At 68.8% G+C, this 14800-nt stretch carries 13 protein-coding genes and 1 pseudogene; 9 read left to right on the top strand and 5 right to left on the bottom strand.

The window, feature by feature from the left end; translation table 11 throughout:
- The first annotated feature begins 110 nt into the window (after positions 1 to 110).
- Entirely contained in the window at positions 111 to 2681 is a 2571-nt protein-coding gene (locus OG538_RS08130) for a GH32 C-terminal domain-containing protein (protein ID WP_406091580.1), read from the top strand.
- A gap of 106 nt (positions 2682 to 2787) precedes the next feature.
- Here the strand turns inward: OG538_RS08130 and OG538_RS08125 are convergent, their stop codons facing one another.
- Positions 2788 to 3147, bottom strand: coding sequence for a hypothetical protein (locus OG538_RS08125; protein WP_406091578.1), 360 nt, complete (start codon positions 3145 to 3147; stop codon positions 2788 to 2790).
- A 916-nt stretch (positions 3148 to 4063) separates the two neighbouring features.
- Here OG538_RS08125 and OG538_RS08120 point away from each other — a divergent pair.
- From OG538_RS08120 to OG538_RS08100, 5 genes are all read left to right on the top strand, one after another.
- Positions 4064 to 4393, top strand: coding sequence for a MerR family transcriptional regulator (locus OG538_RS08120; RefSeq protein ID WP_406091576.1), 330 nt, complete (start codon positions 4064 to 4066; stop codon positions 4391 to 4393).
- Positions 4394 to 4844: 451 nt separating this feature from the next.
- On the top strand, positions 4845 to 5048 hold the full coding sequence (locus tag OG538_RS08115) for a cold-shock protein (protein WP_406091574.1): 204 nt from the start codon (positions 4845 to 4847) through the stop codon (positions 5046 to 5048).
- Positions 5049 to 5353: 305 nt separating this feature from the next.
- Positions 5354 to 6289 carry an alpha/beta fold hydrolase gene (locus OG538_RS08110; RefSeq protein ID WP_406091572.1) on the top strand — a complete coding sequence of 312 codons (936 nt, stop codon included), beginning with the start codon at positions 5354 to 5356 and terminating at the stop codon, positions 6287 to 6289.
- The gene (locus OG538_RS08105; protein WP_406091570.1) at positions 6289 to 7572 is read left to right on the top strand and encodes a PP2C family protein-serine/threonine phosphatase; all 1284 of its coding nucleotides are present in this window, start codon (positions 6289 to 6291) and stop codon (positions 7570 to 7572) included. The genes OG538_RS08110 and OG538_RS08105 overlap by 1 nt, the downstream gene beginning before the upstream one ends.
- Entirely contained in the window at positions 7569 to 7913 is a 345-nt protein-coding gene (locus OG538_RS08100; RefSeq protein ID WP_406091568.1) for an STAS domain-containing protein, read from the top strand. The genes OG538_RS08105 and OG538_RS08100 overlap by 4 nt, the downstream gene beginning before the upstream one ends.
- Before the next feature lie 177 nt (positions 7914 to 8090).
- Here the strand turns inward: OG538_RS08100 and OG538_RS08095 are convergent, their stop codons facing one another.
- Together OG538_RS08095 and OG538_RS08090 are read right to left on the bottom strand one after the other, a co-directional pair.
- Complete coding sequence (locus OG538_RS08095; protein WP_406091566.1) at positions 8091 to 8324, bottom strand: hypothetical protein; 234 nt, start codon at positions 8322 to 8324, stop codon at positions 8091 to 8093.
- 2 nt (positions 8325 to 8326) lie between these two features.
- Positions 8327 to 8479 (bottom strand): annotated as a pseudogene (locus OG538_RS08090) (hypothetical protein); the annotation flags it as partial.
- Positions 8480 to 8556: 77 nt separating this feature from the next.
- On the opposite strand from OG538_RS08090, the gene OG538_RS08085 reads away from it, so the two are divergent.
- Both OG538_RS08085 and OG538_RS08080 read left to right on the top strand, forming a co-directional pair.
- Positions 8557 to 9720, top strand: coding sequence for a pentapeptide repeat-containing protein (locus OG538_RS08085; protein ID WP_406091564.1), 1164 nt, complete (start codon positions 8557 to 8559; stop codon positions 9718 to 9720).
- Positions 9721 to 9939: 219 nt separating this feature from the next.
- Positions 9940 to 10491 (top strand): hypothetical protein, encoded by a 552-nt coding sequence (locus tag OG538_RS08080; RefSeq protein ID WP_406091562.1) that lies wholly within the window; start codon positions 9940 to 9942, stop codon positions 10489 to 10491.
- A 173-nt stretch (positions 10492 to 10664) separates the two neighbouring features.
- Here OG538_RS08080 and OG538_RS08075 read toward each other — a convergent pair whose 3' ends face one another.
- The gene (locus OG538_RS08075) at positions 10665 to 12257 is read right to left on the bottom strand and encodes an MFS transporter (protein WP_406091560.1); all 1593 of its coding nucleotides are present in this window, start codon (positions 12255 to 12257) and stop codon (positions 10665 to 10667) included.
- Between the two features lie 237 nt (positions 12258 to 12494).
- Positions 12495 to 12965 carry a MarR family winged helix-turn-helix transcriptional regulator gene (locus OG538_RS08070; protein ID WP_406091558.1) on the bottom strand — a complete coding sequence of 157 codons (471 nt, stop codon included), beginning with the start codon at positions 12963 to 12965 and terminating at the stop codon, positions 12495 to 12497.
- 382 nt (positions 12966 to 13347) lie between these two features.
- Between OG538_RS08070 and OG538_RS08065 the strand changes: the two genes are divergently transcribed.
- Entirely contained in the window at positions 13348 to 14565 is a 1218-nt protein-coding gene (locus OG538_RS08065; protein WP_406099985.1) for an IS110 family transposase, read from the top strand.
- Positions 14566 to 14800 lie beyond the last annotated feature (235 nt).

Below are 14800 nucleotides of genomic sequence, written 5' to 3'. Positions count from 1 at the left end.
TGACACCCATGGCCGACGCGATGCCACAGCGCCGGCAGGCCCTTCTCGTTCCGTCCGCGCCGCACCGGGAAGCACCCGGCTGCGGAGACGGCCGCAGCCCAGGAGACACCATGACCTCCAGACGCGTATCCCGGCACGCCCGCACGCGGATGATCGCCGCGACGGCGACTGCATGCGCCCTGTCCGCAGCCCTCTTGGTACCTCAGGCCATCGCCTCCGGCACCCGGCCGTACACCGAGACGTACCGGCCCCAGTTCCACTACACGCCGCAGAAGAACTGGATGAACGACCCCAACGGCCTGGTGTACTACAAGGGCGAGTACCACCTCTTCTACCAGTACAACCCCAACGGCAGCTCGTGGGGCGACATGTCCTGGGGGCACGCGGTGAGCACCGATCTCGTGCACTGGAAGGAGCTGCCGCTCGCCCTCTCCCACGACGACGAGGAGATGGTGTTCTCCGGCAGTGCGGTCATCGACTGGAACAACACCACCGGATTCGGCACGAGGAAGAACCCGCCCATGGTGGCGATTTACACCAGCCACGACAAAGGCACCGGCACGCAGGCGCAGTCGCTCGCCTACAGCAACGACCGCGGTCGTACGTTCACCAAGTACGACGGCAATCCCGTCATCGACATCGGCTCCACAGAGTTCCGTGACCCCAAGGTCCAGTGGTACGCGCCGACCAAGAGCTGGCTGATGACGGTGTCGCTCTCCACCGAGCACAAGGTGCGGTTCTACTCCTCGAAGGACCTCAAGGACTGGACGCTGCTCAGCGATTTCGGGCCGGCCGGGGCGACGGGCGGCGTGTGGGAGTGCCCCGACCTGTTCCCTCTCGCAGTCGACGGAGACAAGCAGAAGGTCAAGTGGGTTCTGGTGGTCAACAGCAACCCCGGTGGTATCGCCGGTGGTTCAGGCGCCCAGTACTTCGTCGGTGACTTCGACGGCGCGAAGTTCACCGCCGACGACAAGGGCTCCTACACTCCGCCCGCCGGCACCGTCATGCAGGATTTCGAGAACCCGGACTTCGGCGCATGGACGACTACCGGCACCGCATTCGGACAAGGGCCGACGGCCGGGGCGCTGACCGGACAGGGACCCGTCGGCGGCTTCGAGGGCAAGGGTCTCGCCAACAGCTTCCACGCGGGTGACGGCGGCACCGGAACCCTTTCCTCCCCGGCCTTCACCGTCGACAGCCCGTACCTCAACTTCAAGGTCGCCGGCGGACGGCACCCCCACCGGGCCGGCACCGTGCAGGAACGAGGACCTGTGCCCGAGGGGACGGTCCTCGCCGACTTCGAAGGCGGCACCTACGGCAACTGGACGGTCACGGGGGACGCCTTCGGAACCGCACCGGCGACCGGAAGTCATGCCGGTCAGCAGGAGGTCACCGGCTTTCTCGGCAGTGGTCTGGCCAACTCGTTCCTGAACGGCGACTCCACGACCGGCAGCATCGCCTCGCCCGAATTCACCATCGACAAGAACTACGTCAACTTCCTCATCGGCGGCGGCAACCATCCCGCAAACCAGGCCGATCCCACCGCCGTCGAGCTCCTCGTCGAAGGCAAGGTGGTGCGCAGTGCCACCGGACACGACGACGAGGCACTCAACTGGGACTCCTGGGACGTCCGCGCACTCATCGGCAAGAAGGCGCAGATCAAGATCGTCGACGGCAACAGGGGCGGCTGGGGTCACATCAACGTCGACCACATCGTGCTCTCCGACGCCCAGGCCCAGCCCGTCTCCCGGGAGACCGCTGTCAACCTGCTCGTCGACGGCAAGGTCGTCGGCAGCGCCACCGGCTCCAACAGCGAGACGCTGGACTGGGCCTCCATCGACATGCGCCCGTACGCCGGCAAGGAGGCGCAGATCCAGATGGTCGACATGAACAGCGGCGGCTGGGGCCAGATCATGGCCGACCAGTTCACCACTGCCGCGACGCCCGCCAGGTCCGCGGTGCAGCGTGCCGACTGGGCCGACTACGGCAAGGACTACTACGCGGCCGTGTCCTGGGAGGGAGCTCCGGGCGGCAAGCGGTACATGATCGGCTGGATGAACAACTGGGAGTACAGCAGTTCCGTCCCCACGTCTCCCTGGCGCGGCGGGCAGAGCATTCCCCGCCAGATGGCGCTGCGCACCGTGGGCGGCCGGATCATGCTGACCAGCGAGCCGGTGAGGAGCCTGACCTCCCTCCGCGAGGGCCGCCCGGCGGCATCCGCCGACACCACGGTCACCAGCACGTCACAGCCCCTGGGACGCGGCGCGGCCGAGGGCAGGGCTCTCGACATCGAGGCGGCCTTCTCGCTCAGGGACGCCGAACGATTCGGCATCAAGGTGCGCACCGGTGCCAACGGAGACGAGACCGTCATCGGCTACGACACCACGACGCAGGAGTTGTACGTCGACCGGACCCGATCCGGCGCCGTGGACTTCAGTGACACCTTCCCCGGCGTCCAGCGCGCGCCCCTGCAGGCCGAGAACGGCAAGGTGAAGCTGCGGATCCTGGTCGACCGGTCCTCCGTCGAGGTCTTCGGCGGCAGCGGCGAAGCGGTGATCACCGACCAGATCTTTCCCGATCCCTCCAGCCAGGGAGTGGAGGTCTTCGCCGAGAACGGATCGGTGAAGCTGGAGCGTGCCCGCGTCTGGCACCTCGAACCTTCAGGCCAGGGACGCGAGTGATCCTCGACCGCGTGGGACCGGACGTGATCCGGGCACCGGTGGGGGCCCGACCGGGCGCGCCGGTCGGGCCCCCACCGGTGCGAGGGGTTCCCTTCGCGGTGGTTGCTCAGTGGTCGGAATAGCTGAAGTCGCCCACGGTCCAGGCGCTGACGTCCTCGATCGCGACGCGGTACATCCCCCCGGTCTCCGGGATCCCTACGGTGCCCTGCAGGATCCGGGCGACATGGAAGTGCAGGTGCGTGGGCGCCCCGTCGCTCTTCGCTGGGGCCTTGAAGACGGCGGAGAAGTCGCTCAAGCGGTCCGAATCCGTGAGTACATCCGACACCCTCAGCCTCCACACGGCTTCGGGTGCCAGCCGGCCGGTGATGACAGCACCACCGGTGACCACGGTCAGGGACATCTGGTTGCTCTGCCCGGATTCCACCAGGGCGGCGAGGTCTACGAGCAGCTCGTCAGGCTTCGACATGAGACAGATTCTATTCACCAGTGCTCCAGCCGTGTGAGCGGCGGTGCTACGGGGGCGAAGGCGGCCGCCTCTCCCGAATCGAGGGGTGCGTCCCGTGTCGGCCGGTGCTGGGCGGAGAGGGGCGTCCTCGGCAGGTGGGCCGCCGCGCATCCACTCGATGGCCGAGGTCGACTATCTCGCAGCCGGGCCCCCGAAAATCTATGCCAGCTGAGGTAGACATTGGGGGGCGGTGTGGCTATGGTTTCTCTCGTAGCCAAGAGAGGCGACAAGGCCTGGCAGGGACGAACTGCCAGGTGGCAGTACATGCAGAACCCGCAGTTGCAAGGCGCAGGACGGTGCGGTGGTGGAGTTTCGAAGCCAGGGCTGGTGCAGGACGGCGACGGGACTGACGACCGGACCGGGCGGCCCGCAGTGATCAGGGGCGGCCGTAAGCAGTACCGCAGTCCGCCACGTGCAGTGGCATCACTCCCAGCGAAGCAAGTGAGCAGCACCTTGGTGAAGGCGCCTGCTGGGGCGCGCGCACCAGGAGGTTCGGCAGTGGGGTTCCAAGCCGGAGCAGACGCAGGACGGGCGACGGGGCTGGCTGTCGAAGGGTGGTGCCGGTACGGGCCACGAAGCAGTACGCACAAGCAGTACCAGCAAGATCAGCAGTGATCCCAGAGGGATGAACGGAGGAGCCAGGCGCCATCAGGATCGCCCGGGTGGAAGTCGTGAGCCCGGGTACCGCAGGACATCGATAGTGAGGTGGTCTCCGGTCAAGCAACCGCGATCCCCGCACGCCCTCTCAGCCCCCGTGAGCTGGTGCGGAACGAGAAGGCCGGCGCAGTTCGAAAGCCGGCAGATGGTGTAGCAGTTCCTTCGGGGCCCTGGTGCCAATGGCACCAGGGCCCCTCCACGTGTTCCACAGAGAGGCACCATGGCAGCACACGACTCGTTCGACCGTCTCGACGACGACGATTACCCCGCCTACACGATGGGCCGGGCCGCGGAAATGCTCGGCGCCACCCAGGGTTTCCTCCGAGCCGTCGGTGAGGCCCGGCTGATCACCCCGCTCCGCTCGGCGGGCGGCCACCGCCGCTACTCCCGCTACCAGCTGCGCATCGCGGCCCGCGCCAGGGAACTCGTCGACCGCGGCACGCCCATCGAGGCCGCCTGCCGCATCGTCATCCTCGAGGACCAGCTCGAAGAGGCGCAGCGCATCAACGCCGAACGCCGCAGGACCTCGCCCGGTCCGCCCGCGGCCTGAGGGTGTGCGGCCGGGGCCCGGCGGCTCCCGCGCCCATGGGCGGCAAGCGGGGTGAGGGGCGCTCTGTCCAGCGGATGCGTGGGCTGCTCCGTCCATCGGCATGCTGCGCGGATCACGGCTGGAGGCGTTGGTGAATGACGGCCGCTCCCGCCGAGATGCTGCGCTCCGGATGAATTAATAGTTACGGCCGCGAAGTGAGGGTTCATTGCGCCGCCCTCGGAGTGTTTTTGCCGCAACGAGCAGAACGGAATTGTACAACGTACACCCGCCACTGCGGCATGCTACCGTCGGCCTCAGTTGCAGTCTTGGTTCCCCACTTCAAGCGCCTCCAACGCTACGTTCAGTCGTTGGGAGCGCTTTTGTATTTCCGGTAGTTCCGGGAGGGCATCATCGCGGCGACCCGGTGTCCGCACTTCGCGGGACCCGGCGTACTGCCCCAAGGAGATATGACATGGCGTCCGGCACTGTGAAGTGGTTCAACGCGGCAAAGGGTTTCGGTTTCATCGAGCAGGACGACGGCGGGGCCGACGTGTTCGCCCACTTCTCGAACATCGCTGCCGAGGGCTTCCGTGAGTTGCTCGAAGGCCAGAAGGTCACCTTCGACATCGCTTCGGGCCAGAAGGGCCCGATGGCTGAGAACATCGTTCCCGCCTGACCGAGAAGAGCACTCTGCAGCGCCGGGACCCGTACCTTTCGGGGTGCGGTTCCCCTGGCGGGAATGCCGCGTTGTGGAATCGTGCGTGGGAATGACGTCGACCGCGGGAATCATCCGGCGATGCGCTCGCCCCGAAAGGGCGCCCGTTTCCAGTCATTCGATGTCGCGGTCGCTCGCCCACATTCGCCACCGCTGTCACTGCTGCCAGATATGTTTCCGCATTTCATTCGGCTCGTTCTCGCGATCCCGACACGACTCCCGAGCGGCGGAAATTCCTGAACCGTACCCACCAAGGAAGGTTCTGAATGAACCCCATGCCTACGGACGATCACTCCTCCAGCGGCCGGCCGGCCGGCCCCGCTTCCCGCTCGGACGCCGCTTCGGGCCGGGGCAGCCGCTCCGGCGCGAGTGCCCCGGGTGACGTGAAACCGGACGGCACCGACGTCCGTCGCAGGAACAACGTCACCGTCACCGGCCGCGAGGACGGGCCGGTGCTCCTGCTGGCGCACGGGTTCGGCTGCGACCAGAACATGTGGCGCCTGGTGGTCCCGATGCTGGCAGAGGACTTCCGCGTGGTTCTCTTCGATTACGTGGGCTCCGGCCGCTCGGACCCTTCCGCCTGGGATGAGCGGCGCTACAGCTCGTTGGAGGGCTACGCCCGGGACGTGCTGGAGGTCTGTGAGGAGCTCGATCTGCGGGAAGTCACCTTCGTGGGGCATTCGGTCAGCGCGATGGTCGGGGTCCTCGCGGCGGCCGGGGCTCCCCAGCGGTTCTCCCGGCTGGTGATGGTTGCTCCGTCGCCCCGCTACATCGACGAGGACGGGTACCGGGGCGGGTTCAGCGCAGAAGACATCGATGAGTTGTTGGAGTCGCTGGAGTCGAACTACCTGGGCTGGTCAGCGGCGATGGCCCCCGTGATCATGGGTAACGCGGACCAACCCGAACTCGGCCAGGAGCTGACCGCGTCGTTCTGCGCGACCGACCCCGACATGGCCCGGGTCTTCGCCCGTACGACCTTCCTGTCCGACAGCCGTGATGACCTCAAGACGGTCGCGGTGCCGACGCTGGTGCTGGAATGCAGGCAGGACGTGATCGCCCCCCGCGAGGTCGGTGCTTATGTCCACGCCGCTGTCCCGGGCAGCCGCCTGGTCACGCTGGAGGCGACCGGCCACTGCCCGCAGCTGAGTGCGCCGCAGGCCACCGCCGGGGCGATCATCGACTTCATAGGAGCGGCCCGCTGATGTGCCGCACGGACCAGGACCCGGACGGGGAGCAAGACCAAGGCGTGGAGGCCACGGGTGCGGAGTTCACCGACCTGCTGGAGGACAGCGCGGAGGAGCTGTACGACCAGGCTCCGTGCGGCTACCTGTCGACTCTGATGGACGGCACCATCGCGAAGATCAACAGCACCCTGCTGGACTGGCTCGGCCGGTCCCGGCGGGAGGTGGCGGGCCGGATGCGGTTCACCGATCTGCTCACGGTGGGCGGCAGGCTCTACCACGAGACGCACTTCGCCCCGCTGTTGCAGATGAACGGCGAGGTCGGCGGCATCGCCCTGGACCTCAAGACCGCCGGTGGGCAGCGGATGCCGGTGCTCGTCACCTCGAAGGTGAAGACCAGCCACGACGGCGAACCGATGCTCATCCGCACCACCGTCTTCGACGCCCGCGACCGTCGCGCCTACGAGACCGAGCTGCTGCGCGAACGCCAGGCGGCCGAGGAAGCGCGTCGGCAGGCCGAGGCCGACCGCGAGCGGCTCCAGGAAGCCCTCGCCGTCCTCCAACAGAGCCTGCTGCCCGCCGAACTGCCCATGGTTCCGGGCCTGGAGGCCGTCTCCTACTACCACACCGCCTCGCCGGATCTTCTCGGCGGAGACTTCTACGATCTGTTCCCCCTCGGCGCAGACCGGTGGGCGTTCTTCCTCGGTGATGTGTGCGGCAAGGGTCCCCAGGCTGCCGCGGTCACCTCCCTGACCCGCTACACGCTGCGGGCGGCTGCCCTGCACGACCCGGACCCCGTCGCCGTGCTGACCACCCTGAACACCGTGCTGCACGAGCGGTACCGGAGCGGCGACACCCGCTACTGCACCGCCGTCTTCGGCGTCCTCCAGCCCGGCAGCGGCCATGTCAGCGTTCACCTGGCCTCCGGCGGTCACCCCTCCGCACTGATCCAACGCGCCGACCGCACCGCGCACTACCTGCCCACTCCCGGCGGCTTGCTCATCGGCGTCCTGCCCCAGGCAGAGTTCACGCCCGCGCGCACCCGACTGTTCCCCGGTGACACCCTGCTGCTCTACACCGACGGGCTGACCGAGGCGCGTACCGGCCCCGGGCACGAGCTCTACGGCGACGACGCCCTGCGCGCCTTCACCGCCGAACAGCCCGCCGCAGGACCCCAGGCCCTGATCAGCGCCCTGACCGGCCTGCTCGCCGGCTTCGGTGACGGACTCGACGACGACACCGCGCTGCTCGCCCTCGGGGTGCCCACCCCGCCTTCCACTCCCACGAGCGAAGACGTGACATGAGCCGGCTGACGATCACTGCCCGAGACGCAGCCACCGGTCCCGTCCTGGAGATCGCCGGCGACCTCGATCACTCGACGGCCCCCGAGCTCCGCCGCGTCGTCGACAGGCTCCCGGTAACCGGCGGGCAGTTGCTGGTCCTGGACATGGCCGACGTCCAGTTCTGCGACTCCAGCGGCATCTCCGCCCTGCTGGCGGCACGCAACCTGGCCATGGAAAAGGGCGGCGACATAGCCCTGGCAGCGGTCCCCGCCAACACCGCCCGGATCCTGCGCATCATCGGCCTTGACCGCGTCTTCACCCTCCACCCCGACGCGTCGACAGCCACCTCCCCCGGTCCGTAGCCTGCCGACTCGACAGCCGGCCGGTCTCGCGGGCCGTGCCGGCGTCACACGGGAGCGCCGGGCCGTCCGGGCGCAACCGCGGTGCGGAGCATGACCCACGCCACGGTTGCGCCCACGAAGGTCTCACGGCAGGCGCGCGGTCTCCGACACCACGCGCATGCCCAGCCCCCGTGCCCGCTAGACGCACATGTCGTCGCCCCACAGCGAGGCGTCCGCCACGGCGTAAGGCCCCCGTGCGTCGGTACCGCTCTCCACGATGTCCATGTCCACCCGGATCAACCGGTTGGCCGGGGTGATCTGGCCGCGGTACGTCCAGGACGCCTCGCGGCCGGGCAGGACCGGTTCGAATCCTGGGTGGGGGGCGCCGTCGGCCGCGCCGCTTTGAGCAGGTGGAACTGGAGCAGCCGGCACATGGCCTCGATGCCCAACGAGCCGGGCTGCACCGGGTCCTGGAAGACGCGACCGTCTCGGCGGCCCTCACCGTCACGATCCCCGATGGCAGGCCGCGCGGGAGAGGGGAACAGCCCGCCCGGGCACAGGTAAACCTCACAACTTACCCAACCCATAGGGCCGTTCTCACGTCACGGGCCAGTGCCACAGCACTGTTGATCGTCTACTGAGTGGAGCCTAGGATCCTGTGCCCATGGAGATGGGGGAACCGGACCGCGGGCGGCGGGCGTGGCGCGACGGGCTGGTCAGGCGTCGTGCAGCCGTGGCTCTGCTGGCCGGGGCGGCGGGGCTGGTCGTTCTGGGCACGGTGTTCGTCGTACTGCCGGGTGTGGTGGTCGACCACGATCTCGCCGGGGCGAGCGTCGCCGCACAGGATCGACTGAAGGCGGTGAACGATGTCCGTACGACGCTTCTGCAGGTGGTCGGCGGCCTGGTCGTGCTCTTCGGCGCGTACGCCACCTGGCGGCAACTGCGGGTGAGTCAGGACGGTTTGCGCGCTACCCAGGAGGGCTACGTCACCGACCGATTCAGCCGGGCCGTCGACCAGCTCGGCAGCGACAAGCTGGATGTGCGCATCGGCGGGTTGCACGCGCTGTGGCGGATCGCGGAGCAGTCCGCCCGCGACCGGGAGGCCATCATCTCCATCCAGGCCGCGTATCTGCGTACGCACCTGCCCTGGCCACTCGCCGGGCCGGGATCACCGGCGGCAGACGTGCCCATCAACGACATCGCGCCCCTGGAGACTCGCGCCGCCGACGCCCAGGTGGCGCTGACCGCGCTCGGCGTGCTGTGCCAGCACCGGGAGCAGTCCTGGGTCAATCTCGGCATCACCGACTTGCGCCGAGCCGACTGCGACGGACTCTGGTTCCCCGAGGTCAACTTCGACCGCGCTTGCCTGGAGGCCGCGGGCCTGTACCACGCCAATCTGACCCAGGCGTCCCTGGTCTCGGTCAATCTGCGGCACGCCGACCTCACGACTGCGATTCTCCGCCGGGCTCGCTGCATTCTGGCCGACCTACGGGGCGCGAAGCTGGTCGAAACCGACCTGCGTGACGCGGACTTCACTGAGACCGACCTGCGCGAGGCGAACCTGCGCAAGGCCGTCGCCCACGGCGCGGTCTTCCGACGCGCCGATCTCCGCATGGCCGACTTGCGCGGCACCGACTTGAGAACCGCCAACCTTGTCGAAGCACGCCTGACCGGCGCCGTGGCCAGCGAGCACACCCGCTGGCCCGCCGACTTCGACCACACGGCCGCCGGAGTCGTCGACACCGATGACCCCGGCCCCGAGCCCTCGCCCCTACTCCAGCCCCCGGGGATGACGTGGCAGGCGCCGCCGCTGCGGTCCACTCATTGACCGAGACGCGCCGGTCAGGACAGCGGCGAACCGCGATCCGCCTGACGGCACCACTTTTCCTCAGGCGTCCTGATCGCGCAGGGCCCAGACCGCCAGGCAGATCCGGGAGCTGGTATCGCTCCCCAGGTCGTTACGATGCACCGCATCCGACGCCGCGCGCTGATCCACCAGGAATTGCGGGACAGCCCTTGGCCCAGCGGCTCAGCTTATTCTCGGGCCATGCTACTGATCCACGACGGGGAGACCGCTGCCGGCGCCCCCACGCCCCGCACCGGTGGAGTCCCGCTCGTCCCGGACGGCTTCGTCTGGCCGGCGTGCCGTGCGTGTGAGGGGGCCATGCAGTTCCTCGCTCATCTGCCTCTCGATACCGGCGTGCTCTCGGTGTTCTTCTGCCAGAACGATCCCGGGATGTGCGACGACTGGGATGCCACCGCCGGCGCCAACCGCGCCCACCTGTTCTTCGGTGACCTCACCCCGGCCACCGTTCCGGCCGACGGCGAGACGCTCCTGGGCGCGGTGACCGCTTTGCGTCTCCATCCCGCTGACGAGCCCACGCAGGAGCCGGTCCTCGGACGACTGGGAGGCGAGCCCGAGTGGCTTCAGGATGATGAATTTCCCGACTGCCCCGGGTGCGCCGGCCGTATGACGTTCGCGGCCGAACTGGAGGAGGGACACGACTTCGCCACCTCCGCCAACTTCGGTGGCGGGGGCCGGGGATACGTCTTCCACTGCCCGCCCTGCAGCGAGGCCGCGTTCCTCTGGCAGCGCTGACCCCCCTCTGCGACACGGGCACGCAGGCACCGCCGGCATCCGCGGCCCCGTACTGCGGGACGGCTCCGGCGACCGTGCGACGCGGGTCCCACTGGGGTGCCCGGGCGGAGACGAGGAGCTCCGTGGCCACGGCATGCTCACTTGCTCCGCCCGGGCCGGGACCGGCGTGCCCTTCAGTGACGGGCTGTCTCGGGAGTGCGCCGTACACCGGTCACGGCAAGCAGGGCACCTAGGAGGCACAGGACGCCGGAGACCAGCACCGCTGTGTGCACGCCGTTCATGAACGCCTGGTGACTGCCTTCGACCACGGCGGACCTGAGCCGGGCGGGCAGGTCGCCCGGGACCGGGGCGACGCCCAAGGCCACCGCGTCCTTCGCCCCGGACAGGCCGCTGGCCGCATCGGAGGGCACCCCGGCGGAGGTGAGTTCGCCGGCCAGGGTGGAGCCGACGCGGCTGCTGATGAGGGAGATCAGCACGGACGTGCCGAGTGCGCCGCCGACCTGGAGAGCCGTCGCCTGAAGGCCGCCCGCGACCCCGCCGTCCTTGACCGGCGCGCTCCCGACGATGGCGGCGGAGGAAGAGGACATCACCATGCCGACGCCGAGACCGAGCGCGATGAACGGGGGCCACATGGCGGTGTAGGACGAGTCGGTGCCCCAGCCGAGCATGGCGAAGCAGGCGGCTGCCTGGAGCACCATGCCCAGCGGCATCGTCAGGCGCGGGCCGAACCTCTCGGTGAGTGCGGCGCCCAGCGGAGAGGCCACGACCGAGGCGAGGCTGAGCGGCAGGGTGCGCACGCCGGCCTCGACCGGGGTGAAGCCGCGCACGTTCTGCAGGTACAGCATCACGAAGAAGATCACGCCGAGCAGGACGAAGAAGTTCAGCGCGGTGATGACAGCACCGATGGTCAGCGTCCGGTTGGAGAACAGACGCATCGGCAGCAGAGGATGCGCCACGCGCGTCTCGTACCAGCAGAAGACCGCGAGAACCAGCACGCCCGCACCGATGGCCCCCAGGGTGGCACCCGAAGTCCAGCCCCATGTCTCGCCCTTGACGACACCGTAGACGACGGCGAGGAGGCCGAGGGCGAGCAGGATGACGCCGGGGATGTCGAACTTCTCCTCCTCCGCCGCCTCGTTCCTGCTCTGCGGAAGGACGGCGACGCTGAAGGCGATCGCGAGGACGCCGACGGGGGCGTTGATGTAGAAGACCGACTCCCAGTTGACGTGCTCGACGAGCAGACCGCCCACGATGGGGCCGAGCGCGGTGGACACCGACGAGACCATGGCCCAGATTCCGACGGCCATGCCGAACTTCTTCGGCGGGAAGACGGCCCGCAGCAGTCCGAGCGTGTTGGGCATCAGCAGCGCGCCGAAGAATCCCTGGAGCGAGCGGAAGGCGATGACCCCCTCGATGGAGCCCGACAGGCCGATGGCCACGGACGCCAGGGTGAAGCCGGCCACGCCGATCAGATAGAAGGTGCGCCGGCCGAAGCGGTCGCCGAGCTTGCCGCCGAAGATCAGAGCCCCGGCCAGTGCGAGCAGGTAGGCGTTGGTGACCCACTGCAGTTCCGCGGTGGAGGCGTTGAGATCGCGGCCGATCTCCGGATTCGCGATCGAGACGACCGAACCGTCGAGGCCGACCATGAAGAGGCCGAACGCGACGGCGACCAGCGTCAGCCACGGATTGGTGCGCCGGCTCCGGGGCGGCGCCGTGGGCGCCGAGCGGGTGGGCTTCGGCGCGGAGTTGAGGACATCGGAAGGCATGAAGGCGTCTTTCCTTCGTGAGACAGGGGGATGGAAGGCGCGATGGGGGCGCCGGAGTCCGGCCCCGAGGAAGAGCGCAGGCGACAACCGACGCCGCAGCGCCAGGACATGACGGATCGGCAGATCAGAGGGGGAGCGTCCGACGCCGCCGCTGCCGGTCGAGCCGGCACGCAGAATCAGTCGACGGCGCAGTGCGGGCGTTCATCCCGTGCACGCAGCGCGGTCAACGGGTCCGGATCAGCCGGCGGGGTGCAGGCGCGCGTCCAGCGCGCTGAGCGCGGTCAACGCCGATCCGATGGCGCTGAGTTCGCCCTCGGTCATCGTGTGCAGCGCCTGGGCGACCACATCGCGCATCAGGTGCTGGACCTCGTTCAACTGGCGTCGGGAGGTCCGGGTGAGGTGCAGGTGTGCGATGCGCTTGTCCGCCGGGTCCTGCCGCCGCTCCAGCAGCCCCTGGTCGGTCAACTGCGTGACCAGGGCGCTGACGTTGTTGGGCTTCATCAGCAGAGCGTCCGCGGCTCGACGCACGGTGACCCCGTCGTTGGCCTCCACATGACGCAACAGCGCAAGCTGCGCCTCGGGCGGCTTCGGGTGCTCGTACCGCGCGCCGACCTGCCGCTCGATGGCCCTGGCCAGCGCGGGCAGGCACGACACGAGCCCGGAGGCTACGAGGTCGATGTCCTGTACGGACGCACTGGGCTTGGGCACATCGCACAAGATAGGTAACAAGACATAGCTATGTCAAAATATCTACTTTGCGGAAAGTGAGGCGTGCGCATCATCGTCGAACGCCTTCCCGCCCGGGGCGCCCGAAGGGGTCCCCCGTTATGTTCTTGGCGGTCCTGCAATGGGACCGCTGGCCTCCGGGCCCGGCATGACTGTGTCCCCCTGTCGAAGGCATGACCTGGGGGGTGGTGTCACCGGGCCCGGGAGGTGCCGTCGGAGACGCTGATGAGAGGTCCGGCCACTGCCCGGTCCGGCGCAATGCCGGACGGCTCGCGGGCGGCAGGTCTGCATAACGTGGATGCGCGCGTACGACACCAACGCCGAGGCCGGCACCGTGAACACCCTTTGGGGAGAGGGAGTATCGATGTTCGACACCACTGAGGTGGGCGTCTTCCTGGGCCTGGATGTCGGCAAGAGTGCCCATCACGGCCACGGGCTGACCCCGGTCGGGAAGAAGGTCTTCGACAAGCAGCTGCCCAACAGCGAGCCGAAGCTGCGGGCCGTCTTCGAGAAGCTGGCCGCGAAGTTCGGCACAGTGCTGGTGATCGTGGACCAGCCCGCCTCCATCGGGGCTCTGCCCCTGACCGTGGCCCGGGACGCCGGCTGCCGGGTCGCTTACCTGCCCGGCCTGGCGATGCGCCGGATCGCCGATCTCTACCCGGGCGAGGCGAAGACCGACGCGAAGGACGCCGCAGTCATCGCGGACGCCGCCCGCACCCTGCCCCACACCCTGCGCTCGCTGGAACTGACCGACGAGATCACCGCCGAGCTGAACGTCCTGGTCGGCTTCGACCAGGACCTCGCCGCCGAGGCCACCCGCACCAGCAACCGCATACGCGGCCTTCTCACCCAGTTTCACCCCAGCCTGGAACGTGTCCTTGGCCCGCGCCTGGACCACCGGGCCGTCACCTGGCTGCTGGAACGCCACGGATCCCCAGCCGCCTTGCGGAAAGCCGGCCGCCGCAAACTCGTCGAGCTCATCCGCCCCAAGGCCCCGCGCATGGCCGCACGGCTGATCGACGAGGTCTTCGACGCCCTGGACGAGCAGACCGTGATCGTGCCTGGAACCAGCACCCTCGGCACCGTCATTCCCTCCCTGGCCCGCTCCCTCGGCGCCGTCCACGAACAGCGCCGGGCCCTGGAAACCCAGATCAGCACCCTGCTGGAGGCCCACCCTCTTTCCCAGGTCCTGACCTCGATGCCCGGCGTCGGCGTCAGGACCGCCGCAGTCCTGCTGACCACCGTCGGCGACGGCACCAACTTCCCCACCGCCGCCCACCTCGCCTCCTACGCCGGCCTTGCCCCGAACACCCGGCAATCCGGAACCTCGATCCACGGCGAACACGCGCCCCGAGGCGGCAACCGGCAGCTCAAACGGGCCATGTTCCTCTCCGCCTTCGCCTGCATGAACGCCGATCCGGCCTCCCGGACCTACTACGACAAACAGCGAGCCCGCGGCAAAACCCACACCCAAGCCCTCCTCCGACTCGCCCGCCAGCGCATCAGCGTCCTGTTCGCCATGCTCCGAGACGGCACCTTCTACGAATCTCGGACACCGAAGGACGTCGAACTCGCCGCATAGCCCCCCACCCGAACCACCCCAAACCCGACAGGGATGCCTTGACGAACGACATAGAGGCACCCCCCGCCGCACGGCGGGGCGCACAGCGGAGGGAGCGGCACGACTCCGCAGCAGCGGCGGGCCATCGAGCGCCCGGGCGCCTGGCTGGCCAAGGTCACCGGTCGCATCTGCCTCACTCTGCTCGACTCCGCACGAGCCCGGCGGGAGAGCTACGTCGGCGACTGGCTTCCCGAGC

This window comes from Streptomyces sp. NBC_01013, from assembly GCF_045162765.1.
Lineage (GTDB): Bacteria > Actinomycetota > Actinomycetes > Streptomycetales > Streptomycetaceae > Streptomyces.
This window is presented reverse-complemented; position numbering and strand designations above follow the sequence as displayed.